This is a genomic window from Chryseobacterium oranimense (genome assembly GCF_900129755.1).
Lineage (GTDB): Bacteria > Bacteroidota > Bacteroidia > Flavobacteriales > Weeksellaceae > Chryseobacterium > Chryseobacterium oranimense.
This window is the reverse complement of the sequence record NZ_FQWT01000001.1, coordinates 355,821-380,748: the sequence shown is the minus strand read 5'-3', so window position 1 is coordinate 380,748 and position 24,928 is coordinate 355,821. Positions and strand designations below refer to the sequence as shown.

Annotated in this window: 26 protein-coding genes; 17 read left to right on the top strand and 9 right to left on the bottom strand. The window is 37.4% G+C overall.

Annotation, left to right across the window (positions count from 1 at the left end):
- The first annotated feature begins 52 nt into the window (after positions 1-52).
- From BUB03_RS01705 to gcvP, 12 genes are all read left to right on the top strand, one after another.
- Positions 53-919, top strand: a complete 867-nt coding sequence (locus BUB03_RS01705) for a VOC family protein (protein ID WP_073061252.1) — start codon at positions 53-55, stop codon at positions 917-919.
- 89 nt (positions 920-1,008) lie between these two features.
- Positions 1,009-1,863 (top strand): VOC family protein, encoded by an 855-nt coding sequence (locus BUB03_RS01700; RefSeq protein WP_073059814.1) that lies wholly within the window; start codon positions 1,009-1,011, stop codon positions 1,861-1,863.
- A 96-nt stretch (positions 1,864-1,959) separates the two neighbouring features.
- Positions 1,960-2,793: an SDR family oxidoreductase gene (locus BUB03_RS01695; protein WP_073059813.1), complete on the top strand. Its 834-nt coding sequence runs from the start codon at positions 1,960-1,962 to the stop codon at positions 2,791-2,793.
- A 105-nt stretch (positions 2,794-2,898) separates the two neighbouring features.
- Complete coding sequence (locus tag BUB03_RS01690; protein ID WP_040994459.1) at positions 2,899-3,327, top strand: SRPBCC family protein; 429 nt, start codon at positions 2,899-2,901, stop codon at positions 3,325-3,327.
- Between the two features lie 25 nt (positions 3,328-3,352).
- The gene (locus tag BUB03_RS01685; RefSeq protein ID WP_073059811.1) at positions 3,353-3,796 is read left to right on the top strand and encodes an SRPBCC family protein; all 444 of its coding nucleotides are present in this window, start codon (positions 3,353-3,355) and stop codon (positions 3,794-3,796) included.
- Positions 3,797-3,915: 119 nt separating this feature from the next.
- Positions 3,916-4,374 carry a DoxX family protein gene (locus BUB03_RS01680; protein ID WP_073059809.1) on the top strand — a complete coding sequence of 153 codons (459 nt, stop codon included), beginning with the start codon at positions 3,916-3,918 and terminating at the stop codon, positions 4,372-4,374.
- A gap of 139 nt (positions 4,375-4,513) precedes the next feature.
- Complete coding sequence (locus tag BUB03_RS01675) at positions 4,514-6,520, top strand: S9 family peptidase (RefSeq protein WP_073059807.1); 2,007 nt, start codon at positions 4,514-4,516, stop codon at positions 6,518-6,520.
- A 260-nt stretch (positions 6,521-6,780) separates the two neighbouring features.
- Positions 6,781-7,359, top strand: coding sequence for an RNA polymerase sigma factor (locus tag BUB03_RS01670; RefSeq protein ID WP_040994467.1), 579 nt, complete (start codon positions 6,781-6,783; stop codon positions 7,357-7,359).
- 13 nt (positions 7,360-7,372) lie between these two features.
- Positions 7,373-7,717 carry a hypothetical protein gene (locus BUB03_RS01665; protein ID WP_040994469.1) on the top strand — a complete coding sequence of 115 codons (345 nt, stop codon included), beginning with the start codon at positions 7,373-7,375 and terminating at the stop codon, positions 7,715-7,717.
- A 91-nt stretch (positions 7,718-7,808) separates the two neighbouring features.
- A complete protein-coding gene (locus BUB03_RS01660; protein ID WP_073059805.1) occupies positions 7,809-8,072 on the top strand; it encodes a hypothetical protein in 264 nt (87 codons plus the stop codon).
- A gap of 314 nt (positions 8,073-8,386) precedes the next feature.
- Positions 8,387-9,034 carry a J domain-containing protein gene (locus tag BUB03_RS01655; protein ID WP_073059803.1) on the top strand — a complete coding sequence of 216 codons (648 nt, stop codon included), beginning with the start codon at positions 8,387-8,389 and terminating at the stop codon, positions 9,032-9,034.
- A gap of 576 nt (positions 9,035-9,610) precedes the next feature.
- Positions 9,611-12,469 (top strand): aminomethyl-transferring glycine dehydrogenase, encoded by a 2,859-nt coding sequence (gcvP, locus tag BUB03_RS01650; RefSeq protein ID WP_040994475.1) that lies wholly within the window; start codon positions 9,611-9,613, stop codon positions 12,467-12,469.
- Positions 12,470-12,537: 68 nt separating this feature from the next.
- Here the strand turns inward: gcvP and BUB03_RS01645 are convergent, their stop codons facing one another.
- Positions 12,538-12,717 (bottom strand): hypothetical protein, encoded by a 180-nt coding sequence (locus BUB03_RS01645; RefSeq protein WP_073059801.1) that lies wholly within the window; start codon positions 12,715-12,717, stop codon positions 12,538-12,540.
- A gap of 188 nt (positions 12,718-12,905) precedes the next feature.
- Here BUB03_RS01645 and BUB03_RS01640 point away from each other — a divergent pair, with 188 nt between their 5' ends.
- Positions 12,906-13,094 carry a hypothetical protein gene (locus BUB03_RS01640; RefSeq protein ID WP_073059799.1) on the top strand — a complete coding sequence of 63 codons (189 nt, stop codon included), beginning with the start codon at positions 12,906-12,908 and terminating at the stop codon, positions 13,092-13,094.
- Between the two features lie 226 nt (positions 13,095-13,320).
- On the opposite strand, the gene BUB03_RS01635 is transcribed toward BUB03_RS01640, so the two are convergent.
- The gene (locus BUB03_RS01635) at positions 13,321-14,052 is read right to left on the bottom strand and encodes a YggS family pyridoxal phosphate-dependent enzyme (RefSeq protein WP_073059797.1); all 732 of its coding nucleotides are present in this window, start codon (positions 14,050-14,052) and stop codon (positions 13,321-13,323) included.
- The gene (locus BUB03_RS01630) at positions 14,049-14,768 is read right to left on the bottom strand and encodes an AAA family ATPase (RefSeq protein ID WP_073059795.1); all 720 of its coding nucleotides are present in this window, start codon (positions 14,766-14,768) and stop codon (positions 14,049-14,051) included. The genes BUB03_RS01635 and BUB03_RS01630 overlap by 4 nt, the downstream gene beginning before the upstream one ends.
- Positions 14,769-15,951: 1,183 nt before the next feature.
- Here BUB03_RS01630 and BUB03_RS01625 point away from each other — a divergent pair.
- Positions 15,952-16,287, top strand: coding sequence for a DMT family transporter (locus tag BUB03_RS01625; protein WP_040994484.1), 336 nt, complete (start codon positions 15,952-15,954; stop codon positions 16,285-16,287).
- 49 nt (positions 16,288-16,336) lie between these two features.
- Here the strand turns inward: BUB03_RS01625 and BUB03_RS01620 are convergent, their stop codons facing one another.
- Entirely contained in the window at positions 16,337-16,765 is a 429-nt protein-coding gene (locus BUB03_RS01620) for a hypothetical protein (RefSeq protein ID WP_040995378.1), read from the bottom strand.
- A gap of 192 nt (positions 16,766-16,957) precedes the next feature.
- Between BUB03_RS01620 and BUB03_RS01615 the strand changes: the two genes are divergently transcribed.
- Positions 16,958-18,034, top strand: a complete 1,077-nt coding sequence (locus BUB03_RS01615; protein WP_073059794.1) for a sensor histidine kinase — start codon at positions 16,958-16,960, stop codon at positions 18,032-18,034.
- The gene (locus BUB03_RS01610) at positions 18,031-18,756 is read left to right on the top strand and encodes a LytR/AlgR family response regulator transcription factor (RefSeq protein ID WP_073059792.1); all 726 of its coding nucleotides are present in this window, start codon (positions 18,031-18,033) and stop codon (positions 18,754-18,756) included. Before BUB03_RS01615 ends, BUB03_RS01610 begins: the two co-directional genes overlap by 4 nt.
- A 1-nt stretch (position 18,757) precedes the next feature.
- Here the strand turns inward: BUB03_RS01610 and BUB03_RS01605 are convergent, their stop codons facing one another.
- Together BUB03_RS01605 and BUB03_RS01600 are read right to left on the bottom strand one after the other, a co-directional pair.
- Positions 18,758-19,384, bottom strand: coding sequence for a class I SAM-dependent methyltransferase (locus tag BUB03_RS01605; RefSeq protein ID WP_073061249.1), 627 nt, complete (start codon positions 19,382-19,384; stop codon positions 18,758-18,760).
- Positions 19,385-19,538: 154 nt separating this feature from the next.
- Positions 19,539-20,273 (bottom strand): DNA-formamidopyrimidine glycosylase family protein, encoded by a 735-nt coding sequence (locus BUB03_RS01600; protein WP_073061247.1) that lies wholly within the window; start codon positions 20,271-20,273, stop codon positions 19,539-19,541.
- Between the two features lie 70 nt (positions 20,274-20,343).
- Here BUB03_RS01600 and BUB03_RS01595 point away from each other — a divergent pair, with 70 nt between their 5' ends.
- Complete coding sequence (locus BUB03_RS01595; protein ID WP_073059790.1) at positions 20,344-21,699, top strand: deoxyguanosinetriphosphate triphosphohydrolase; 1,356 nt, start codon at positions 20,344-20,346, stop codon at positions 21,697-21,699.
- A gap of 83 nt (positions 21,700-21,782) precedes the next feature.
- On the opposite strand, the gene BUB03_RS01590 is transcribed toward BUB03_RS01595, so the two are convergent.
- From BUB03_RS01590 to BUB03_RS01580, 3 genes are all read right to left on the bottom strand, one after another.
- On the bottom strand, positions 21,783-22,130 hold the full coding sequence (locus BUB03_RS01590; RefSeq protein WP_073059788.1) for a DUF4377 domain-containing protein: 348 nt from the start codon (positions 22,128-22,130) through the stop codon (positions 21,783-21,785).
- Between the two features lie 554 nt (positions 22,131-22,684).
- Positions 22,685-23,041 carry an Mpo1-like protein gene (locus BUB03_RS01585; protein WP_073059786.1) on the bottom strand — a complete coding sequence of 119 codons (357 nt, stop codon included), beginning with the start codon at positions 23,039-23,041 and terminating at the stop codon, positions 22,685-22,687.
- A 125-nt stretch (positions 23,042-23,166) separates the two neighbouring features.
- Entirely contained in the window at positions 23,167-24,843 is a 1,677-nt protein-coding gene (locus BUB03_RS01580) for an APC family permease (RefSeq protein WP_073059784.1), read from the bottom strand.
- Positions 24,844-24,928: the final 85 nt, after the last annotated feature.

Genomic DNA, 24,928 nt, shown 5'->3' with positions numbered 1-24,928 from the left:
CCGGATCAGCAATGACCAATAAAACTATATGTACCACCTTAAAATGAATAGTATGAATAACGATATTTTCCCTTGTCTCTGGTTTGATACAGAATCAAAAGAGGCCGCGGAGTTCTATTGTCAGGTTTTTGACGGGAAAATCACGGCAGACACTCCCGTTGTCATGAACATTGACCTTTTCGGACAGAAAGTAATGCTCCTGAACGGAGGTCCCCATTTTACAAAGAATCCGTCAGTTTCCTTTATGGTAATCTGCAAAACAGAAGATGAGGTTCAGCAATACTGGGACAAACTGATAGAAGGAGGCATTGCCCTTATGGCTTTGGATTCCTATTCGTGGAGCAAAAAATACGGATGGGTTCAGGATAAGTACGGAGTTACCTGGCAGCTGTTCCTGGGAGATAAGCCGGAATCGCAGAGAATTGTTCCTACGCTGATGTTCATTCATCAGAATAACGGAAAAGCAAAAGAAGCGATGGAATGGTATACCCAAACCTTCCCGAATTCAGGCATTGGAAATATTTTGAGATATGGTGACGGAAGTGAAGGCCATCCCATACCGGAACCTGCTGAAAATGTACAGCATGCCCAGTTTACCATTGATGGCTACAGCTTCTTCTGCATGGATAATTCTTATGATCACCCGTTTGATTTTAATGAAGGAATTTCTATCGTAGTAATGACGGACAGTCAGGAAAAAACCGATCGTCTTTGGAATACCCTTACTTCAGAAGGCGGAAGAGAAAGTATGTGCGGCTGGCTGAAAGACAGATATGGGCTGAGCTGGCAGATTGTTCCCAAAAGGCTTATTCAGCTCATGAATGATTCCGATCAGGAAAAAAGTCAGAAAGTAGTTCAGGCAATGATGAAAATGCAGAAAATTGTTATAAAGGATTTGGAGGAAGCTTATAATTCTTAAAGGCAAAAAGGAAATTTGCTTTTTAGCCTTTTCGCTTTTTTGCGGTTTTACTCATTTACTTTTCATAATAACTTCAAAATCTAAAAGTGATGAACAACAATATCTTTCCATGTATTTTATTCAATGGCGATGCCGGAAAATCAGCAGATTTTTATTGCAAGATATTCGGCGGCAAAATAACTGCAGATACACAGATTGTTATCAATATTGAACTTTTCGGACAAACGATAATGCTGTTGAATGGTCCTGAGAAAGAGAAAAATCCTTCAGTGTCTTTTATGGTGATCTGTGATACCGAAGACGAAGTGCAACGGTATTGGGATCAGCTGAAGGACGGAGGGACAGCCCTGATGGATCTCGGAACCTATCCGTGGAGTAAGAAATACGGCTGGATCCGCGATCGTTACGGAGTAACCTGGCAGTTATTTCTTGGTGAAAAAGCAAGTGACCAGAAGTTGGTGCCTACCCTTATGTTTATCCATGAGAATAACGGAAAAGCTGCAGATGCCATGAAGTTTTATACCAGAATTTTCCCCAATTCAGCGATCGGAAATATCTCAAAATATATGGACGGAGGAGAATCAGGTGAAAATCCGGAACATATAATGCATGCTCATTTCACAATAAATGGTTATAGCATGTTCTGCATGGATAATTCCTATGATCACCAGTTCGATTTTAATGAAGGAATTTCAATGGTAGTCATGACGGATAGTCAGGAAGAAACAGATTATTTCTGGAACAGTCTTTCCGGTGAAGGAGGAAGTGAGGAAGTCTGCGGCTGGGTAAAAGATCAGTACGGACTAAGCTGGCAGATCTTCCCCAGACAATCGATGAGACTGATCAGTGATCCTGATAAAGATAAAGTAAACAAAGTGATTCAGGCTATTATGAAAATGAAGAATATTATCATCAAAGATTTGGAAGAGGCTTATAATTCATAAAGTTAAAATGTGAATTCAGTTGTTTTATTTCACTTTTTTTCCGTTTTTACTCCTGTTTCGGCTTGCTGTTTGATGTGATGTATAAAAGATTTGCTTATGAAAACACAGAACAAGTCACAATCCAAATCAAAAGTGCCTAAGGAAGGTCTCCTTCCTGAAATCATCCGGAACAATTATCTTGGAAGTGGGAAACTCACCGGGAAAAAAGCAGTCATCTCAGGTGGTGACAGTGGGATAGGCCAGGCTGTAGCCGTTCACTTTGCAAGAGAAGGAGCTGATGTTGCAATAATTTATAAAGAAAGCGATGACGATGCCAGAGAAACCCAAAAACTCGTTGAGAAAGAAGGGCAGCAATGCATTCTCATCAAAGGCGACCTCACGAAGAAAACATTCCGGTCAAAATGTATTGATAAGATAAAAAAGACCTGGAATAACCTGGATATTCTGGTTAATAACGCCGGAATTCATACCTCTAAAAACAGTCTTGAAAAAATCTCTGATGAACAGATTGTGGAAACTTTCAATACCAATATTATTTCCATGATTTCTTTTACAAGGGACTTTTTACCGCTGATAGGTGAGGGAGGCCGGATTATTTGCACAACGTCAGTTACAGCTTACCGGGGAAGTGATCACCTCATTGATTATGCGGCTACTAAAGGGGCTATTTTATCCTTTATCCGATCCCTTTCGGCTAATCTTGCTGAGAAAAAAATACTGGTCAATGGAATTGCTCCCGGCCCCATATGGACACCTCTTGTGAAAGAGACCTTTGATGATCTTTCAACCTTCGGAAAAGATACTCCTTTGAAACGGGCGGGACAGCCCTCAGAAGTTGCACCGGCCTATGTTTTCCTTGCCTCTGAAGATGCTACTTACATTACTGGTGAAGTGATCCATATTAATGGCGGAGATTTTGTAGGCGGATAAGTAAAAACTTAGAACTAAAATAGAAATCAAGGATAATCATTAACTAAATTTTAGAATCTATCATCTAAATCTGACGTCTGAAATCTAACATTTAAATAAAAAACAATGCAGAAAATATTTTTTGAAATTCAAATTGATGCAGATCCCGAGAAAGTATGGGACGTCCTTTGGAGTGATATGACCTACAGGCAGTGGACTACTGCATTTATGGAGGGCTCCTTTTACATGGGCAGTTTCGAAGAAGGAAGCATCATTAAATTTCTTGACCCCAACAATAATGGAATGTACAGCCGTGTTGAGAAAAATATAGCCAATCAGGAAATGAAATTCCTGCACCTCGGAGAGATTTATAATGGAGTAGAAAGTGAGCAGGATTGGGGTGAAGCGACAGAAGCGTATATTTTAGAGGAAATACCTACAGGAACCCTGTTGAAAATTGAAATCAATACTACTGAAGAGTTTAAAGACTTTTTTGAAGAAAAATTCCCGACAGCTTTGGGGATTGTAAAAAACCTCTCGGAGAACCAATTATAAAAGCACCAACCACAAAATCTGAAATATGGAAACCTTATCATACGAAATAGAAATCAATGCATCACCACAGAAAGTCTGGGATGTTCTTTGGGATAGCGGTACCTATGCCGAATGGACCCGATTCTTCGGTGCAGGATCTGTAATGAAATCCGACTGGAAAGTTGGCGGGAAGACCTATTTCCTGAATGGAGAAGGTGAAGGAATGGTATCAACCATTGACAGTCTTGACGAACCACACCAGATTATTTTTAAGCATCTGGGAATGGTAGACAAAGAAGGCAACGAAGATACAAGGAGTAAGGAAGTGATGGAATGGAGCGGCTGTTTCGAAAAATATATTCTTATTGACCTGGAGGGAAAAACAAAGCTTCATGCAGAAGTCCAGACCGAAAAAGAATGGGAAGAACACATGAATACTGGATTTACAAAAGGGCTGGAAATAGTGAAAGATCTTGCCGAAAATAAATAAGTTGCTATTTGCATAATAATAAACCACATAGACCTTCAAAACCTGTGTGGTTTTTTAGTATATTGAGAAGAAGTATGATAAAATTATTTTATCTTTCAATACTGTAAAATAAATAAAACATGAAGTTATTAACGATCCTTTTCGCAACGTTTATTCTTGCTTTAGTGGGAACTTATATTGCTCAGGGTAAGCCTGATTTTTTATTTTCAGGAAATCTGGGTATGGCTGTATTTATTGTATTCACGGGATTTTCCCATTTCAAATTTCAGAAAGGAATGGCAATGATGATTCCTGATTTTATTCCCGGCAAAATGTTCTGGGTATATTGTACAGGATTTCTTGAAATAGCGGCGGGAATAGGTCTGATGATCCCTTCCATAAGAGAAATTACAGCGATATTGCTGATTATATTTTATGTTTTGGTATTTATGGCCAACATTAATTCATCCAGGAAAAATATCAATATCTTCAAAGCAGATTATACGGGGCCCGGTATGAGTTATCTTTACAGGGAAAGGATTCCCATGCAGATTATTTTAATAGTCTGGACATGGTATTTCGGAATATATATAAATTAAGCTTTTTAAATATTTGGAATTATTTATATAAACTTTTATAATTTATGTAACATTTGGGTAGGTAAGCTGTCCTATTATATATAAGCTTTTAATTGTTTAAGATCTTTAATAGATAAACTAACCATCCAAAATATGAATTATGAATTTTAACACTAAATTTTTTGGTACGGCTCAAATCGTACTGTCAGCAATTATGATTAATGCACAGACTTCAACGGCCAAGCTGCCGGGCGATCCTACGCTCCCATCCACCAAAGCAAATCTTGAAAAACTGATTTCTTATGATAAAGGAAACTTTAAATATAAGGTGGAAGATTATTTTGCAAGACCCAATGCTTCACAGTTTAAAATTTCCCCGGACGGGCAGTATCTGTCCTACAAGGAAAAAGATAAGGATAAGAAGAATCATGTTTATGTAAAAGAACTGAAAACAGGCAAAATATCCAAGGCAATCGTTGAAAAAGATGATCTTATCAAAAGTTATGGCTGGCTTGGCAACAAACGCCTATTCTTTACCCAAGACAAAGGAGGCAACGAAAATATCCACCTGTATGCTGCGGATATTGACGGGAAAAATCTCAAGGACCTTACTCCGTTTGACGGAATTACCCTGGGAACCGTAAAGCTGATAAAAGATACGGATTTTGTTGTGGTTACCATGAATAAAAACAACAAACAGATCTTTGAGCCTTATAAGATCAATTTCAATACAGGTGAAATGACCCAGCTGTATGAAAATAAAGACGTGAACAGCCCTATTGATGATTATATGTTTGATAAGGATGGAAACCTCAGAGGATACACTGTTCTTGAGAACGGGCTAACGACAAAAACTTACTATAAAGACTTACAGACAGGGAAATTCAACCTCCTGAAATCCACAGACTGGAAAGATACCTTTTACATCATAGGCCTTAATGATAATTCTAAAAATAAAGATGAAGCTTATGTGGTCACCAATCTGGACAGTGATAAATCCAGGATTGTACTTTATGATCTGAAAAAAAATGCATTGATCAGAGAGGTATACTCCAATCCGGTATTTGATGTGAATTCTATAAGCCTTGCCGGTAAAAACAGGAATTACGAACTGGATTATATCAGCTATGACGGTATTAAGAGCGAAACGGTCCCGGTAAGTAAATTTTATAAAGAAATTGATGATCAACTGAAAGCTGAATTTAAAGACAAACAGTTTTCCATCGTTTCTTCCGATGACAACAACGATAAGCTTTTGGTTTATGTAGGCAGTGATAAGCTTTATGGTGCTTATTACGAATATGATACGAAAAGTAAAAAAACAAGCCTTCTTTACAATCTGATGCCACAGCTGAAAGAAGAAGATATGGCAGAAATGAGACCTATTGAATTCAAAAGCAGGGATGGACTCACCATTCATGGTTATATTACCCTTCCCAAAGCAGCTCTTGAAGGCAAAAAAGTACCTCTTATTGTTAATCCCCACGGAGGTCCGCAGGGAATCCGGGATCAATGGGGTTTCAATCCTGAGACCCAGCTTTTTGCCAGCAGAGGATATGCAACCCTTCAGGTGAATTTCAGAATCTCAGGAGGCTATGGAAAAGAATTCCAGAAATCAGGTTACAAGCAGATCGGAAGAAAAGCAATGGATGATGTGGAAGACGGCGTAAAATATGCCATTGAACAAGGCTGGGTAGACAAAGATAAGATCGCTATCTATGGAGGAAGCCATGGAGGTTATGCCACATTGATGGGGCTTATCAAGACTCCTGATCTCTATGCTTGCGGGGTGGATTATGTAGGGGTATCCAATATTTTTACTTTCTTCGATTCCTTCCCGGAATACTGGAAGCCTTACAAAGAAATGGTAAAGCAGATCTGGTATGATCTGGATAATCCGGAAGAAGCAAAAATAGCCAAAGAAGTTTCACCGGTTTTCCAGATTGATAAAATCAAGAAACCTTTATTTGTGGTACAGGGAGCCAATGATCCAAGGGTTAACATCAATGAATCCGATCAGATTGTAAATGCAATGCGTGCAAAAGGCTTTGAAGTTCCTTATCTGGTAAAATATGATGAAGGACATGGATTCGGAAAAGAACCGAACAGGCTGGAACTATACAAATACATGCTGGGCTTCTTCGCAGAGAATTTTAATAAAAAATAGAATAACTTTAGAATAAACAGGAACGGGAAGTGTAATGCTTTCCGTTTTTTATTAGATATTTAGGGATTAGAAATCAGGGATTAGGGATTCCCTCAGTATTTCCAGCTACAAACATTCTTCCAAAACTTTTATCCCACACCCCGAAGCCCGCATCTCGTATCCCGTATCCCGAAACCCGCATCCCGTACCAAAAATCCACCAATCAATAATTTTTTTTAAATTTATTAAAGTAAAACCAAAAGACAGTTCGTCATAGCAATATGGAGGTTGTCGAAGAAATAACAATGCCACAAGAGGAGAAAGCAAGTATCATCTCACAAACCGTTTCAAAGTACGGAGGAAAGCTGATGTCTTATATTCGTCCGAAAGTGAAAAACACTGAAGATGCGGAAGATATTCTGCAGGAAGTGTGGTTTCAGTTCAGCAGTCTGACCAATCTTTCCGAGATTGTGAATGTGGGCGGCTGGCTGTACAGGGTAACTGCAAATAAAATTACAGACCGTTACCGAAAAAAGAAAACTGAAAATCTTGAAGATTTCGTTTATGAAGATGAAGACGGAAGTTTTTCTATCAAAGATATTTTATTGCTGGACGAGAGTGCCGGGCCTGAAGTTAAGATGTTTCAGGATGAAATATGGAAGAAGCTTTTTGAAGCTCTGGATGAACTTCCCGAAAAACAGAGACTGGTTTACGTAGAAAATGAACTGAACGATAAAACCCTTCAGCAAATTGCTGATGAACAGGGAGAAAATATAAAAACCATTATCAGTAGAAAAAATTATGCTGTGAAGCATTTAAGAAACAGGTTGAGAAAATTATACGAAGATTTAAATAGTTAGTAAAAAGAAAGTTATGAATCATAATAAACACAAAAAAGGCTGGATTTTTTTATTCCTATGTCCACCGTTGATTTTACTGGGAGTTACATGGATCGTCATGTCCCTTTGGAATTGTCTGCTTCCCGATATTTTGGGAGTAAAATCAATAACATACTGGCAGGCAATGGGAATATTGATTTTGAGTAAAATTCTTTTCGGAGGCTTCCATTTCGGAAAAGGGGTAAGAGATTTTAAGGAAAGAAAGATGAGAGAAAAAATGCAGCATCTGTCTCCTGAAGAAAGAGAAAAATTTAAAGAAGTCTGGAGAGAAAAATGTGCAGGCGGATTCTTTAACAGACCTAATAAAACAAACGAATAATTTGAAAATTTTAAAGAAGTAGTAAAGTAAATTGAAAATTCATTCGTCTATATAAAAAACAAGAAGTAGTAAAATTTAAAATTTTGAAAAAATGAAAAATTCAGCATTAAAAGGAGCTCTTGGAGCATTAGCTGTTGTAGGAGTAGCATTGGCTGCTAAAAAAATAGCACAGAGAAAAAGATTTATGAAAGGTATTTTTAACGAATACGGAATCAAAGAAAAATCACCTTTCGGTCTTGCAGATAAGATCAGAGAAATGAATGATGAGCAATATCAGGAACTGAAAGGGAAGTTCAAAAAAGAATTTGCTTCAGGATGTTGCAGAAAGAATCATAGCAACACTGCAGAAGCATAAGTAGTAGAAACTAAATTGAAATTGTTAATTCCGGCGCGGGAAGCTCTGCTTCCCGCGCCGGAATTTTTTTACTGTCATTGCGAGGAGCCCCAGCGACGAAGCAATCTCAAATAATGATGGCTTCTAGAGCCCCATTCATCAAGGGCGTAACTTTATGAAAAATAGAGAAATACATATAGAAGATGGCTGAGATTATCGAAGCTACCGCTGTCGGATCTGAAAAACTAAGAAGTAGAATTTATCTTCAAATAAGGCCACATTTTATCCTGCAGAATAATGATAAAGAAAATAAATCCTTATTTTTGTAAGGTTCAATGAAAGACTATTACTATTTTCTTGGGATTTCTCCGGATGCTTCAGAAGAAGACATCAAAAAAGCCTATAGAAAGCTCTCTTTAAAATATCATCCCGATAAGAATGAAAACGATGACTTCTTTGCAGGGCGGTTCCGTGAAATCCAGGAAGCCTATGAAATATTGAGTGATCCGGGAAAGAGACGTACTTATGATCAGAATTTAGAGAGTCATCAGAAAAGTTTCAGGTACAATATCCCGCCTTCTATTAAAACGTTTACGGCGAATAAGATTCATGCAAAAAAAGGGGAGGAGATTATCATCAACTGGCAGACCAACAATGCGGATGTGGTAAAAATACTTCCTTTCGGGCTGGAAAAACCTTTTGGAGAAAGAATATTTAAGATTACGGAATTCAAGGACGGGAAATTCCAGTTATTGCTTCATGCAACGAATTCTCTGCTTCATAAAACCGCTGTGCAGGGAATCACTATTACTGAAGTCTTTGAGAACGATGGTGCCCAGTTTAAAAGCAGTGTGGAAGAAATGTTCAGGCCTCAGCCGAGGACACGGATCAATAGATACGGTCAGCCCAAAATGATGATGCTGATCTGGGGAATTATTATTTTAGTACTGGCACTGTATTTTTTATTCAGGAATTCCGGCTAGTTTAAGCCATCTTTTTTCTTCCCGGACATTTCTTGCATCTTTTTCCCTTCTTGAATTTCTTGCAGCAGGATTTTTTTTCGCAGAACATGTCTTCATTATTGAATGCGTATACTGGTGATAAAGGCGGTACTTTAAATGGGGTAATCATATTCATGTTGCAAATATATTAATTTAGAATAAATATAATTAATAAAATTTAATGAATCTTATCACCCCTGTTTATCAGTGTGTTTATCAGGTGTTCATTGCATGATTTTAGAATAGAAAGATTGTTTTTTGGTAATAAATTCTTCCTGAAAACAATCATCAATCTAATACATAAACTAAAATTTAGACTGAATAAAATTAGAAGGCAGGTTTTAAGCTGGTGGTGATATTTGCTTGAAGAAGTTTTTTAAACCTTGTATTAAAAGTTAAGCTTTTAGATTTTATGCAATAAATAATTTTTATATCGTTTCTTTTTTTAACAGATCTGGAATTTCCCCCATCGTTTCAGCAATTTCACACTCTTGTACAATCGTTTAAAAAATTGTAATTTTACGAATCTTTTTTACGAACAAAATCTAATAAATAAAAATGAATACAGAACAGTTTGTGAGCCGTCACATTTCCCTTAATGAAGCCGATAAACAGGCGATGTTGGAAAAATTGGGCGTTTCAAGTATTGAAGAACTAATTTCTCAGACCATTCCTTCTTCTATCCGTTTAGAGAAAGATCTTGAGATCTCGGCACCGCTTTCAGAATACGAAATGCTGAACCATTCGAAAGATTTGGCATCGAAGAATACTGATTATACGAGCTACATTGGTTTTGGATATCACAATACCCTTTTACCATCAGCTATTCAGAGAAATATCTTTGAAAACCCAAGCTGGTACACGGCGTATACTCCTTATCAGGCGGAAATCGCCCAGGGAAGACTGGAAGCTCTTCTGAATTTCCAGACTGTAGTGTGCGACCTTACAGGCTTTGAGCTTGCGAATGCTTCTCTTCTTGATGAGTCTACAGCTGCGGCTGAAGCAATGCACATGTTCTTTAACAACAGAACGAAAGAGCAGAAGAAAGCAAATGCAAACAAATTCTTTGTTTCCGATCTTGTTTTGCCTCAAACCGTTGCTGTTTTAAAAACCAAAGCAGAAGGTTTAGCTATCGAAATTGTGGAAGGTGATCACAAAACTCACCAGTTTGACGAAACTTATTACGGTGTCTTATTACAGTACCCGGGTAAAAACGGAATCGTTCTGGATTACACAGAAGATATTGTAGAATATAAAAAGTTAGACCTGCAGGTAGTTGTTGCCTGCGATCCGATGGCTTTGGTTAAACTGAAATCACCGGCTTCCATGGGGGCTGACTGTGCGGTTGGAACTTCACAGAGATTCGGTATTCCATTAGGTTACGGAGGTCCTCACGCAGCATTTTTCTCTTGCAGGGAAGATTACAAAAGAGATATTCCGGGAAGAATCATCGGGGTTTCTCAGGATATGTACGGAAAACGTGCATTGAGAATGGCGCTTCAGACCAGAGAGCAGCACATTAAAAGAGAAAGAGCTACTTCCAATATCTGTACAGCACAGGTACTTCTTGCTGTAATGGCAGGAATGTATGCCGTTTACCACGGTCCTAAAGGTTTGAACTACATCGCTGATCAGATCCACTTTAAGGCAAACGCTTTGAAAAACGGTCTTAAAGCATTAGGATATCAGGTTGTTGAAGAGCCGATCTTCGATACGGTGAAAATTACAATGAGTGAAGATGAAAAAGGAAGATTGTCAAGAATGATGCTTGATCATAAAATCAATCTGAATTATTTCACAGAAGGTGTTGTAAGCATTGCCATCAATGAAAGTACTACATTGGATAAATTAAATATTCTGATGGCTTCTTTTGCTCAGTTCAAAGATAAGCAGACTTTCAAGTTAGAAATCAAAGAAGGATACAGCATCCCTGAAGAGAATTTAAGAAAAGACGAAATTCTTACCGAGCAGGTATTCAACAAATACCATACGGAAACAGAATTGATGCGTTACATCAAGCGTCTTGAAAGAAAAGACTTGTCATTAACGCACTCAATGATTTCTCTTGGATCTTGTACAATGAAGCTGAATGCTGCTACTCAGATGTTGCCACTTTCATGGGATAATTGGGGAGCTGTTCATCCGTTTGTACCAGTAGATCAGGCAGGAGGTTATCAGGAAATGATCAAAGAACTTGAAAAAGACCTTGCTGAGATCACTGGTTTTGCAGGAACTTCTCTGCAGCCGAATTCAGGAGCTCAGGGAGAATATGCAGGATTAATGGTAATCAGGGAATATCACATTTCAAGAGGTGAAGGCCACAGAAATGTAGTACTGATCCCTCAGTCTGCACACGGAACCAACCCGGCTTCTGCAGCCATGGCAGGAATGAAAATTGTTGTCGTTAAAAACCTTGAAAGCGGGGAAATCGATTTCGAAGATTTAAAAGCTAAAACAGAGCAGCATTCTGAGAACCTGTCTTGTGTAATGATCACTTATCCGTCTACTTACGGATTCTTCGATGCCAATATTAAAGAAATTACAAGCCTGATCCACGAGCACGGCGGCCAGGTATATATGGATGGTGCCAATATGAATGCTCAGGTAGGATTCACAAGTCCTGGAAACATCGGGGCAGACGTTTGCCACCTGAATTTACACAAAACTTTTGCGATTCCTCACGGTGGCGGAGGTCCTGGAGTAGGCCCGATCTGTGTGGCTAAGCACCTGGTTCCTTTCCTTCCTTCCAATGCCAATATCAAAATCGGTTCTAAAGATGCAATCGACGGTATTTCTGCAGCACCTTACGGTTCAGGATTGATCCTGAATATTTCTTACTCTTACATCAAGATGTTAGGGACAGAAGGATTGAAAAAAGCTACCGGACATGCGATCATGAATGCAAATTATCTGAAAGAAATTTTAGCAGAGCATTTCCCGATCTTATATTCAAACAAGAATGGAAGAGTGGCTCACGAATGTATCGTAGATTTCCGTCAGTTCAAGTCTTTAGGAATTGAAGTGGCTGATGTGGCGAAGAGATTAATGGATTATGGATTCCATGCTCCTACTGTTTCTTTCCCTGTAGCAGGAACATTAATGATAGAGCCTACGGAATCTGAAAGCAAGGCTGAAATCGACCGTTTCGCAGAAGCTTTAATCTCCATCAAGAAAGAAATTGAAGAGATTGCTAACGGAGAAGCAGATCAGGCCAACAACGTCCTTAAAAACGCTCCTCACACAGAACAGCTGGTAATCTCTGATTCATGGGATAAACCATACAGCAGAGAAAAGGCAGCTTATCCGCTGGAGTGGGTAAGAGACCACAAATTCTTTGCTTCTGTTTCAAGAGTGGATGAAGCTTACGGAGACAGAAACTTAGTATGTACTTGTGAGCCGATTGAAGCTTATATGTAATAATTTATAACCAATATAAAACACCCGTTTAGATTCTAAACGGGTGTTTTTTTTAAGTTTATTTTCTATTACCTTCTTTTATAGCTGTATGCTACAAGAAGTGCCACAGCCATAGTTGCACATGTTACCATTGAAACTATTTGAATAGATGCTTCACTGTCTTTTGAAGATGTTGAATTTTGATCTTTAGTACATGAAGACAGTACTGCTGCCATGAATAGGCAGCCCAAAAGTAATTTTTTAATCATAAATGTATTTGTTTGGTTATTAATAATTTATGAGCAAAAAAGATGCCGTATACTCTGCCGGAATAGAAATTCTATATGCAGTAAATAGAATTGGATGAGCTTTTTTTGTGAAAATTAACTCTACTCAATTTATCACTTACCGTTAACCTTTCCGCTTAATTTTTTTTGAAATATATAAAGTCGCAAAAATGCTGGCGATCGTTATACAGGTTATTAAAAAAGTAGCTTTTATCATATCATTTTCATTCCTTGGTCCATTTCCAGAGCAGTCAGCAAGCATCAGGGCAGCAGTGAAAAGACAGCAAAATATTCCGAGAGAATTCCGGAAAGAGAGCAAAATATTTGTTTTCATCATAGATGGTATTTGTGTGCCGTAAATCTATAATAAAAACTGATCTAAATAGTTATAAATGAAAAGATTAACTTTTTTAACGTAAAATTTTTTATGATTTTGCCATAGCACAGCTGATTTTAAAATCGTAATTGTCTTTTTTGTGAAATAAAAGATCAATCAAATAGTCATCAGGATTTAAAAATTTAAACTTTAAACAATCTCAAAACTCCCACATCCTCATACTCTCTCACCCTTATACTCTCATACTCCTAAACTTTTTCATTCCAGTAATAAGAATCCGGATATACTCTAGCAACAAATACTGCAGTTCCCACTCTCACAATTGTAGCGCCTTCTTCAATGGCTGTTTCCAGGTCACCGCTCATTCCCATGGAAAGCTCCTTCATTTCTACGTTGGGAATATTCTGGCTGATGATCTCCTGCTGTAAATCTTTAAGGATCTTAAAGCATTTTCTTACCTTTTCCGTTTCTGCACTGAAAAGACCGATCGTCATTAATCCTTTGATCTTTAATGTCGTGAATTCAGCAACTTTTCTGGTCAGTTCAACAGCTTCTTCAGGATGTACGCCAAATTTACTTTCCTCACCGGAAGTATTCACCTGGATCAGGACGTCTATTGTTTTTCCTTCGGATAAAAGCCGCTGGTGGAGTTTTTCTGCAAGATCCGGACGGTCCAGAGACTGTACACAAACCACGTCATACTTTAGAATATCTTTGATCTTATTGGTCTGGAGATGCCCGATGAAATGATTTTCATGAGGTGTATCTTTCAGTCCTTCATATTTTTCTTTTAGTTCCTGAACTTTATTTTCTGCAATCAGGGTATACCCGTTTTCTAAGGCAGTTTTAATGCGTTCTGCGGAAACCGTTTTTGTAGCCAGCAGTAATCTTACTTCATCCCGGCTCCTTCCTGCTTTTTCGCATGCTTTCCTGATTCTGTCATTTATGATTTCAAGATTGTGGAGGATATCTTCTTTCATGGCTGTATGATTTTCTCGGCTTCCAGTTTTTTGATTAAAGCAGATTTTATTGAGGTTAAAGTGTGATCTTTCGCTTCAGCAAAAGAAATGTTGTATTTTCTTTCTACTTTTTGCAGTTCTTCCGGAAAGCCGGAAACAAGACTGTCATAATAAGTATCTAAAAACTCCCTTGAGGGCAGTTCGTAGCTGATCTTTAACTGAAAACGTCTCAGCAGGGCAGTATCGATAATCTCTGCATGATTGGTGGCACACATCAGAAGAGCGTTCTCGGGATAATAATCAATAAGCTGGATCAGGGTATTCACAAGTCTTCTCATTTCGCCCACGTCCTTGTCGTCGCTGCCTCTCGCTTTCCCGATCTGGTCCAGTTCGTCCAGGAAAAGAACAGATCTTTCCCTTGCAGCTTTGTCGAAGATCATTTTGATATTTTGTGAAGTCTCTCCGATACGCGAAGACACAATATTACTGAGATTAAGGATCAGGATATTTTTACCTAGCGCATTCGCTACAGCTTTGGCGGTCATGGTTTTTCCACATCCGGAATTTCCCTGCAAAAGGATCTTATTATTGACCGGAAGCCCATATTCCTGCAGCTCCTTCACATAAGTATGCTCTTTGATAAGTTGTACCAGCTGGTCTCTGTTATGGCTGTCGAGAAATACATCGTTAAGGCTTACTTCCTCCTTGTCCTGAATGATGAGATTATACAGATTCATGTTAAAAAACTAAAAAGTGATTCTTATCCGAACAAAGATAAGGCTTTATTGATTGAAGTTCCGGATAAACCAATAGACTATATCAAATAATATTCGATAGGAACGGGCTTTAGCCCGTTTATAAAAAACAAATCCTCATCTGGCTTTAGCCAAAACCTTTAAATTACCGTTAATCAACAAGAAAAGCCGAACTATGGTTCGGCTTGACTATTGGGATATATAAAATTTGCTATGAAATTCAGATAAAAAGTTATGTTTTCCGGCCCTTTTACTCTAATGAGTAAAAGAGCGTCATCTGACATTTTCAGATTAAAAACATAAACAATACAATTAATATAGATGTTCTATAAGCTTTCCTTTAAATAGAACTAGTTTCTTTGTTCTCTTTTTACTGTTGCAAAATAAGAAGCGAATACTACTACACATGTTGCGATACCGATGTAAGTTACCATTTTTTGTTTTATTTAATTATTTGACTTTATTTTATCAATTTTCTAATTGCAATATTACTATTTTCAAATCACGTGCCAAAGCAAATAATTATGATGTATATCAGTGTGTTATGTTCTTAATTTGTTAATTTTTACGACCCTTTTGTTTATAAATAATTAATGTGTTTTTATGAAATTATTGATATCTTTATTGTCTTATCTGTAAAATTTTAAAAAGTTGATAACTGTTTCAATACTTCTATATTGGACTTGATAAAACAAAAAATCAAAAATGCAATGCATAGTATCTGCTTTCAACTTGGTAACTGAACGTCAGATTTTGGGAAATGAAAGAATTATTATGTTAAGAAAACTTATTTTTCGAAGCCTGATTTTATCCTGAAATTTTTCAACCCCGAACGGATTGGTGACACGAATTTGAGAATTTTGTCACATCATATAGAAATACTGACATACTTGAAACATATATTGTCACACATTTTTTAACGATGCAATTTTTTTCTTTTATAAATGATTGATGACAACTACTTTGAATATTTTCACCTATGGGGGATATTAAGAGGTTCATTTTGCAGGATTTATATTTCATATTCATATACTCAGGTAGGAATCCGGATACTATAAGAATTTAATGATTAAATCCCAATGAAAAATAGAAAACGCTACCGATTTGGCAGTCAGTTTTTATAAGGAAAAAATGGCTTTCATTATTTTTGTAGAAAATACGCTTTATGGGACGCAGTTATATATTTCTTGCCTTAGCAATTATATTCGAGATCATAGCAACCACTTTTCTTAAGAAATCTGAAGAATTTTCAAAGCTTTGGCCATCTGTGGTTACCGTGATAGGATATGCTTCCGCCTTTTATTTTCTGAGCCTTACCCTTCGCCATATTCCTGTAGGAATAACATACGCCATATGGTCCGGGGTAGGTATTGTTTTCATAACGATGATTGGAATCGTTGCTTTTAAGCAGGTTCCGGATCTTCCGGCCATCATAGGAATTCTTTTGATCGTTATTGGGGTAATTGTTATTAATGTGTTTTCGAAAATGGGAACGCATTGATTTTTTAGTTAAAAAGATCAAAACAGCTCCAATTTTTTATGTTTTATATCTACTTTAAAATATGGATAGTGGATTGGAAGAAATTAAACAGAAATATCCTGTCATAAAATATCTCGATACTGTTCTCGGTAATAAAGTCTTTATGACGGAACGTATTGCTAACCATGTTTTCTTCCACAAAAACAAACCAGACTTCTTTAAGCTGTTTCTGTCTTTTAAATTCTTCAAAAACATTCCAGTCGTAGGGAGTGTGGTGGCTAAGGTTATAGAATAAAATCCCTTTTTTAACACCATTTTCTTCCACAATGTTAATAGGGTGCTGAATATAATTTAAAATACTGATCGGTGACTGATAACACTCCACAAAATGGTGCAGATCAATCATCTGTATCACCTTTTCTTCTTGCTGGGATTCTGTCATATAAAAACATTCTGAAGTTATTTCTTTTGTAAGTTCCTGAAAAACGGCTAATTCCATAAGCATTAAAATTCAGGGCAAAGAAAGAAATAATACCATTGTATGAAATTTTTTTTATACGAAACCGCTTTTATTTTATACGAAATCCCATCCGTTAAAATTGGTATAAAAAATGACAGGGTTGGTATAATATTATAAAGATTTCCTGCGTTATTCTCTATTTTTGTTTCTGATTAAGACTTACGGAATATTATGAAATACGGGTCATTAAAATTTAAGGAGACACTTGTCATGGATTTTCTGGTTGAAGACCGGTTCAAAGTCCGCAGGCATCTGTTATTCCTGATTTTCTTCTTCTTTCTGATGTACAGTGCGAGGTTCTGGCATTGGTATTCCGGGCTTTATCAGTATTATGTTTTGCTTTTTGTATATGTTGTCCTGATTACCATGGTATACATCAATATATATGTCCTGGTGCCAAAGTTTTTCTTTAAAACAAGATATATTACCTATCTCATTCTGCTGTTAATAATGGGAGTTGCCGGACTGAACATGATAAGCTATGGCTTTAAATTTTTCTTCGGGGACTTCAGGGTAGAAAATATTAAAAAGGAGAGTGAAAAAGCAAATCTGTATGAAGGTATATTGATGTGCATCCCGATTATTATGACAACAACTACCGTAAAACTCCTGCAAAAATGGATCACCGATACCAAAAGACTAACGGAACTCAATAATCTTACCTTACAAATGGAGCTGAATGAGCTCCGTAACCAGATCAATCCGCATTTTCTTTTCAATATGCTGAACAATGTGAAGGCGCTTACAAGAACAGATCCTGAAAAAGCATCAGCAGTTATCGTTAAGCTTTCAGAATTTTTGAGATATCAGCTGTATGAAAACGGAGAAGAGAAAACTCTGCTTATTTCAGAGATTGATTTTTTATCCAATTTCCTGAACCTTGAAAAAATACGAAGAGAAAATTTCTCGTTCACCATTAATGCAGAAACAGAAAACAGAACGATAAAAAGTACTTTTATCCCGCCGAATTTATTTACCACTTTTGTTGAAAACGCAGTAAAACACAGTCTTGATATCAGCAGCAAGATGTGCTATGTGAAAATAAATATAAGTGTCGAAAATAAAATCCTTTATTTCACCTGTACCAATTCAATGAATCCGAGTCTGACCGTTTCCAACGCCAACTACAGCGGACTGGGACTTGCCAATATTAAAAGAAGACTCGAGCTTCTCTATGGACATACTTTCAGCCTTGAAATTACCTCCGGAGAAAAAGAATATACCGTTAATTTAAAAATTCCTGTATGAACTGTATTATAGTAGATGATGAGCCGCTTGCAAGAGCAGAAATGCGTTCACTGATCAATGAAACCTCAAAGGTCGAAATCCTGGGCGAATTTTCCAATGCTCCTTCAGCACTGGATTTTCTGAAAACCAATGAGGTAGATCTTATTTTTCTGGATATCGAGATGCCGATGGTAACCGGATTGGAATTTGCCGAAATGCTGCCCAAAAAATCACTGATTATTTTTACCACGGCCTATTCCCAATATGCCTTAAAAAGCTATGAACTGGAAGCTGTAGATTACCTGTTGAAGCCGATAGATGCCAAAAGACTTGAAAAAGCCATAGAAAAAGCTATTCTCTACACGGAACTTTTGTCTAAGGATACAGTGAAAAATACGGTAGAGTCCAATACGGCAGATTTTTTATTCATCAAAGCGGACCGGAGATTCTATAAAATCAGTTTTTCAGACATTAAATTTATAGAAGGCCTGAAAGACTATGTCGTTATCCATACCCGGCAGCAAAAACTTATCACAGCCATGAATCTCAAAACCATCCACCAGAAAATTTCCTGGAATACCTTTCTCCGGGTAAGTAAATCGTATGTGGTTAATCTCGATTTTATTGATTCATTTGACAATCATAATATTTATATCGATGAATTCGAAATTCCTATAGGTGAAGTTTACAGATCCGATTTTTTTACAAATTATGCCGGCGGAACTCTGAATTCGGAAGGATAGATTACAGCTTTTGACCTACAAAGCGGATTACAGAACCTGTTCCGTTATGAAATAAACCTTCATGGAGCTCTATTTCTTTTTCTTCCAGCTCTATGATGCTGTAATTGGGAAAGTCTGCTTTAATCTCATCTATTGAAAATAAAGATCCGATGTCTTTAGGGCCGCCAACTCTCTCATTTTTGGCTATATAATCAAGATGATTTTTGCTGAATGCCTCAAAAATAATAACTCCTCCTTTACGAAGATACTGATCCAGCATCCGATGGATAGAAGACTTGATCTCTGCAGGGAAGTGTGCATAAATAAGAGCAATGACGTCAAACTGTTCAGCCTGAAAATTTAAAGTCTGAAGCTCACCAACCTGATAATCAATCGCGATATTATGATTAGCAGCAAGCTGTAAGGCTTTATTCTTACCCTCATTGCTGATATCAAAGGCGAAAACTTCCCATCCTTTTGTTGCTGCAAAAACAGCATTCCGCCCTTCGCCTTCTGCAGGAAACAGGATAGTACCGGGCTTTAATTTTTCTAACTGTTCTTTTAAATAATTATTGGGTTCTGTTCCGTAAGCGAATTCTTCACTGCTGTACCTGTCATTCCATCTGTCAAGCCATAGGTTTTCTGTCATTTTTGTAAGTTTAGGGTGGTGATTGCAATCATGCATCAAGCAGTTGCTTTAAAGAACCAAATATAAGGCGATTCCGGTTGTTTCTGCGAATGGAAAAAACATTGGCCAAAATAGATTCTGTAAATAAGTGAAGACAAAAATTATAACAGCTTATTTAATAAAGCTTCTGATCCTTTTCACAGTAAAAGCTTCGTCTTTTCCCCAAACCGGTTTGTTTTTTTACTAGCTTTTGCCCACATTTAGGACATGTTGTTTTGGTATGAACCAGCCAGTGTTTCTTTAAAACAAATTCCCGTTTCCATTCCAGGAAGTCAAAACTGTAATTGCGGGCTTCGGCAATCAGTTCTTTCAGTTTTTTAGGTGGGAGATTTCCAATCAGGCTTTCAGGCTGGACACCTATTCTGAACAGGACTTCATTTTTGATAATATTTCCCACTCCGGAAAAGATATCCTGGTCCATTAAGGCATCACAAACCATCATCTGCGGTTTGGATTTCAGTTTCTTTTCTGCTTTTTGCGGGTTCCAGGCATCGCTCATTATATCTGCTTCCCAGTCTATTGAAGATAAAAATTCAAGATCTACCGATTTGACGGAGCAGGTGTAAAAATATAAGCTGCCGGTTTTAAAAATCAGAGACAAGCGAAGGCTTTTATCGGGCTTTGTCTGTTCATCAACACTGTAAGACCCAAACATAAGCAGGTGAATACGGATCGCCTGTTGATCCAGGACAAGATACGTTTGCTTTCCAAACGTCCGGATTTCATGAAGGGTTTGTCCGGTCAGAGGATCTTTATCGAATTTGGCATTGCCTGAAGCTTCCGTCACTTGTTTTCCGACAAACGGCTGCAGGCTTTCTTTCATTAAAATTATGGATGGTCCTTCAGGCATGGCTTTACTTTTCAACAAAAGTTCAAATACTATTCCGTAAAAATAAAATTTGGAGTAATTTTGAAAAATGATGAATTTAAACCAGATTTTCACGAATCAGCGTACAGGAAATAATCCGCATACCAAAGCATCAAGAACTGATTTTCAGAGAGATTTCGACAGGATTATCTTCTCTTCCGCATTCAGAAGGCTGCAGAATAAAACCCAGGTTTTCCCCCTTCCCGGAAGCGTTTTCGTACACAACAGGCTGACCCACTCGCTGGAAGTTTCGTCAGTAGGGCGAAGTTTGGGAAGTATTATCGGAGAATTTATCTTTGATACCTATAAAAATGATCTCACAGAAGATTCCAAAAACTTTTATCTTCATAATTTAGGAAATGTAATTGCCGCAGCATGCTTGTGTCATGATGTAGGAAATCCGGCTTTCGGACATTCGGGAGAAGATGCTATTGCTAGTTACTTTGAGAGGAATGAGAAAGATCTCAAAGTCAAATTTAATGAAAAGGAGTGGGCGGATCTTGTGAATTTTGAAGGAAATGCCAATGCTATCAGAGTTCTGGCACAACGTCAGCAGGGAAAAGATGATGGCGGAATTCAGCTTACATTTTCTACGCTTGCAAGCATTGCCAAATACCCTTGTGAAGCGGTGGCCAAGAAAAAAGGGATTATTCACAGAAAAAAATTCGGGTTTTTCCAGAACGAGAAAGATATTTTCCTGGAAATAGCAAAGTCAACTAATCTGATCCTGGAAAATGAAGAACCCTATATCTTCAAAAGACATCCTTTTGTATGGCTGGTAGAAGCAGCAGATGATATCTGCTATAACATTATTGATATGGAAGATGCCCACAGATTGGGAATTGTCTCCACTTCAGACTGTGAAAACCTGTTTTTTGAACTGATAAAATCTGAAAGCAGCGATACGGAAAAAGTGAAAAATAAGCTGGCTTCCATTTCCAATGAAAATGAAAAGATCTCCTATCTGCGGGCAAAAGCAATCAATGCCCTGATCAATAAATCCCTTGAAATTTACAAGCATAATTTTGAAACCATCCTTGAGGGTAATCTGAACAATGGGCTTTTGGATATTTATAAGTCTGAAAACCGTGCCCTCCAGGATATCGAATCATTCTCCATTGAAAAGATTTACAACCATAAAGCTGTTGTGGAAATTGAAAATGCGGGTTATAATGTAATGTATGAGCTTCTCGACCATTTTATTCCATCGATTCTGAAACCTGAGGATGAAAGGAAATCTTACGATAAAAAAGCTCTGAAACTGCTTCCAAGGCAATTCGTTTATGAAGAGGGGACGGATTATCAGAAAGTGCTTGGCGTTATAGATTTTGTTTCAGGAATGACAGATAATTTTGCAACCGATCTTTACAGGAAAATTAAAGGAATTGATATTGGAATGACGGTTTAAATTTTCAAAGTTAAAGTTACTATATACCTTAATGATTCAACATAAAATAAAAAGCTCCCGGAATTTCCGGGAGCTTTTTATTTTTATTTCTTCGTTTTAGAAACCTCTTTTATTAATGTATATTTTATAGAAGATCCGTCAGCAGGCGGATTGGCAATTTTTTCTGTTTTTACCTTTAAAACATATTCATATCCCGGTTCGTAAGTAAAGCCTTCGATATTCGTATAGAAATTCGTCCAGTTATCTGAAGCCTTTTCTTTTACCTGCAGGCATTTCATAGGAGCTACTCCTGTACAGTCTGCGGTTTCAGGTCCTACGATGAATGTTTTTTCATCAGCTCCGGCAGTGTTGGCCGTTGTTGTACATTGTGTCATTGCGAATAGGGCTACTGCAGGAACAGCGCTTTTCAAAATGGTTGCGATAATTTTCATAAACTTATTTTAATGCTTAGGTCCAATTACTATGCCGAAGTTTTCAACACAGCTTTTCTATCATTTTTGAGTTCTTAATTATTTAATTTATGCGTTTCTGAAAATGTAACCCCAGTATATAAATACTAAAAATACAACATGGGAAATCTAACTTAAATTGGAAATTATGAAATTGAAAAAAAGATTGGTGTTAGTGATCGGAGGTTTAATGAAATTAGAGTTAAGTTTTCAAAAAGAATGTATTTGTAAGGAAAAAGTTATTGCTGACTATATATTAAGTTTAACTTTAAATTTATGTTTTTAATGTGTTTGAAAATCAGTGTTTTTATATTTTTATTTAGATTTTAGTTTAAGTATAATGTTTTGAAATTAGGCATCACTTTTCGGCGGCCGGAGGCCGCCGAAAAGTGATGCCATTTAAACTCTTTCCCATTTAAATACCACAAGTCATTCATAAAAATCTTTGATTTTTAGAAAACTAAAAGTGTACTCCAAACAGTAAAAAATTATGCTTAGAAAACTTAAGTGTCAAAATTTTGTAGTCAAAACAGATATTAAATTAACCTCTCGGCATCTTCAGCTTCTTTTGGTTTTGGAGCTGCTCCCTTGAATTTTTGTTTACCGGTCAGCAGCTCAAAGAACAGTCTGAAGTCTGAGATTAATGACCAGAGTGGGTATTTAAAGGTCGCAGGTTTGTTTTTTTCAATGATGGCATGGCTGAACCACGCGAAACCATATCCGAATATCGGAATATACCATAGGAAACGTTCTTTTCCTGAGCTGATGACGTACCAGATGACCACAAATACCAAAAGAGTTCCTATAAAATGAAAGATTCTGGTTCCTATTTTACTGTGTTCGGTAAGATAGAACTGATAGAACTCGCTATATGTTTTAATTCTTTCTGACATGGCAATATTAGTTAATAGTTCTGTTGGAAGATATGCAATAATTCTGCCGATTTAATGCAAATGAAAAAGGCAAACTTGCCGGGTTGCAAGTTTGCCTTTGTTATATAGTGCGGAAGCAGATATTGTTACACTGCTTCTTTTCTCAGCTTACTGTTTTTATAGCCGTAGCAGAAATAAATTATCAGTCCTAAAGCAAACCAAAGTCCGAACCAGAACCAGTTTTCATGGCTCATTCCCGTAAGGAGATATAAACATGAACTTAGCCCGATCAAAGGAATTAAAGAGAAATTTTTAATGAAGGCAAAAATGCACAGAATTAAATTTACCACAATAAAAACGGAAATAGAAGCTCTGAATTCACCCTCTTTAGGATCTTTCCAGTCCATTAGATTGGTAAAGAATTGAGGCTGCCATAAGTAGAAACCAATTAATCCGCCGATAAAAATAACCGGGAATATAATTTTACCGTTAACATAAGGAAGGTGGAACCTGCCTTTGATCTTCTCTTTTGCAGGAAGCATTAAAACGCCTGCACAAACCAGTACGAAAGCGAAAATGGTTCCTATACTTGTGAAATCGAGAATAAATGTTTTATCTGTGAAAAGAATAGGGACCCCTACCGCAATACCTGTAATGATTGTTGCAAATGAAGGGGTTTTGTATTTAGGGTGTACTGTCTTGAATTTTTCAGGCATTAGTCCGTCACGGCTCATGGCATACCAGATTCTTGGCTGTCCCATCTGGAATACCAGCAATACGGTAGTAATAGCAACAATAGCTACAAAAGAAACGACAAGTTCCATCCAGGCTACATTGGCATTCGATTTTTCGAATATAAACGAAAGCGGATCTCCGATACCGTCAAACTTCCTGTAATCTACCATTCCGGTTAAAACAAGCGTTAAAGCAATATAAATGACCGTACAAAGCACCAGGGAAATGATCATTCCTTTCGGAAGGGTCTTCTGAGGATCCTTGGTTTCTTCGGAAAGTACACTTAATGCATCAAAACCGATGTAGGCAAAGAAAACTCCTGAAACAGCACTCATTACTCCGGCAAAGCCGTTGGGCATAAATGAAGCAACCTGTGTCTCCGGGTTTACCGGTGTCCAGTTATCTGTATTGATATAAGCAAAACCTACGAGGATTACTAAAACAATAACCGCCAGTTTTAAGATCACCAAAGAGTTATTGAAGTTTTTACTCTCTTTTACCCCTACATAACAAAGCCATGTAATTAAACCGTTGATTACCAGCGCGGGAACGTCAACGATAAATTTTAAACTGCCAATCAAAGGTGCTGTTTTCCATGCGTTTAAAAGTTCCTTATTCTCAGAGCCGTATTGGAAAGCTTTTTTGGCTTCTGTATAGCTGCACGTAAGATAGTCGGGGATATGCATGCCCAGACGGCCTAAAAAGCTGGTAAAATAGTCGGACCAGGAAAAAGCCACGTAAATATTCCCGAAAGAATACTCCATGATCAGGGCCCATCCGATTACCCAGGCAATCAGTTCCCCGAAACTGGCATAGGCATAAGTGTATGCAGAACCTGCTGTAGGAATCCTGCTGGCAAATTCAGCATAGCATAACGCCGTAAAACCGCAGGCAAAACCACAAATTAAATACAATAGAATAACTCCGGGCCCACCCCTGAAAACTGCTTCACCTAAGCTGCTGAAACTTCCTGCTCCAATAATGGCCGCAATACCAAAAAAAACGATATCCCAAACACCTAAAACCCTTAGAAGGCTGGTAGATGTATCTGTTTCTGAATAGTTTTTCCTTCTGAAAAGTTGATTCATTCAATATTTATTTGAGTTTGAAAAAAAGCAAATGTAATGATTTTTTATTTTGATGTTATCCGTCGTCTTAATATTTAGTTAAAAA

Bases quoted from the DNA above. Each gene is read 5' to 3' on its own strand.
- BUB03_RS01705 (WP_073061252.1), top strand. From the start codon at position 53: ATGAATAACGATATTTTCCCTTGTCTCTGGTTTGATACAGAATCAAAA.
- BUB03_RS01700 (WP_073059814.1), top strand. From the start codon at position 1,009: ATGAACAACAATATCTTTCCATGTATTTTATTCAATGGCGATGCCGGA.
- BUB03_RS01695 (WP_073059813.1), top strand. From the start codon at position 1,960: ATGAAAACACAGAACAAGTCACAATCCAAATCAAAAGTGCCTAAGGAA.
- BUB03_RS01690 (WP_040994459.1), top strand. From the start codon at position 2,899: ATGCAGAAAATATTTTTTGAAATTCAAATTGATGCAGATCCCGAGAAA.
- BUB03_RS01685 (WP_073059811.1), top strand. From the start codon at position 3,353: ATGGAAACCTTATCATACGAAATAGAAATCAATGCATCACCACAGAAA.
- BUB03_RS01680 (WP_073059809.1), top strand. From the start codon at position 3,916: ATGAAGTTATTAACGATCCTTTTCGCAACGTTTATTCTTGCTTTAGTG.
- BUB03_RS01675 (WP_073059807.1), top strand. From the start codon at position 4,514: ATGAATTTTAACACTAAATTTTTTGGTACGGCTCAAATCGTACTGTCA.
- BUB03_RS01670 (WP_040994467.1), top strand. From the start codon at position 6,781: ATGGAGGTTGTCGAAGAAATAACAATGCCACAAGAGGAGAAAGCAAGT.
- BUB03_RS01665 (WP_040994469.1), top strand. From the start codon at position 7,373: ATGAATCATAATAAACACAAAAAAGGCTGGATTTTTTTATTCCTATGT.
- BUB03_RS01660 (WP_073059805.1), top strand. From the start codon at position 7,809: ATGAAAAATTCAGCATTAAAAGGAGCTCTTGGAGCATTAGCTGTTGTA.
- BUB03_RS01655 (WP_073059803.1), top strand. From the start codon at position 8,387: ATGAAAGACTATTACTATTTTCTTGGGATTTCTCCGGATGCTTCAGAA.
- gcvP (WP_040994475.1), top strand. From the start codon at position 9,611: ATGAATACAGAACAGTTTGTGAGCCGTCACATTTCCCTTAATGAAGCC.
- BUB03_RS01645 (WP_073059801.1), bottom strand. From the start codon at position 12,717: ATGATTAAAAAATTACTTTTGGGCTGCCTATTCATGGCAGCAGTACTG.
- BUB03_RS01640 (WP_073059799.1), top strand. From the start codon at position 12,906: ATGCTGGCGATCGTTATACAGGTTATTAAAAAAGTAGCTTTTATCATA.
- BUB03_RS01635 (WP_073059797.1), bottom strand. From the start codon at position 14,052: ATGAAAGAAGATATCCTCCACAATCTTGAAATCATAAATGACAGAATC.
- BUB03_RS01630 (WP_073059795.1), bottom strand. From the start codon at position 14,768: ATGAATCTGTATAATCTCATCATTCAGGACAAGGAGGAAGTAAGCCTT.
- BUB03_RS01625 (WP_040994484.1), top strand. From the start codon at position 15,952: ATGGGACGCAGTTATATATTTCTTGCCTTAGCAATTATATTCGAGATC.
- BUB03_RS01620 (WP_040995378.1), bottom strand. From the start codon at position 16,765: ATGGAATTAGCCGTTTTTCAGGAACTTACAAAAGAAATAACTTCAGAA.
- BUB03_RS01615 (WP_073059794.1), top strand. From the start codon at position 16,958: ATGAAATACGGGTCATTAAAATTTAAGGAGACACTTGTCATGGATTTT.
- BUB03_RS01610 (WP_073059792.1), top strand. From the start codon at position 18,031: ATGAACTGTATTATAGTAGATGATGAGCCGCTTGCAAGAGCAGAAATG.
- BUB03_RS01605 (WP_073061249.1), bottom strand. From the start codon at position 19,384: ATGACAGAAAACCTATGGCTTGACAGATGGAATGACAGGTACAGCAGT.
- BUB03_RS01600 (WP_073061247.1), bottom strand. From the start codon at position 20,273: ATGCCTGAAGGACCATCCATAATTTTAATGAAAGAAAGCCTGCAGCCG.
- BUB03_RS01595 (WP_073059790.1), top strand. From the start codon at position 20,344: ATGAATTTAAACCAGATTTTCACGAATCAGCGTACAGGAAATAATCCG.
- BUB03_RS01590 (WP_073059788.1), bottom strand. From the start codon at position 22,130: ATGAAAATTATCGCAACCATTTTGAAAAGCGCTGTTCCTGCAGTAGCC.
- BUB03_RS01585 (WP_073059786.1), bottom strand. From the start codon at position 23,041: ATGTCAGAAAGAATTAAAACATATAGCGAGTTCTATCAGTTCTATCTT.
- BUB03_RS01580 (WP_073059784.1), bottom strand. From the start codon at position 24,843: ATGAATCAACTTTTCAGAAGGAAAAACTATTCAGAAACAGATACATCT.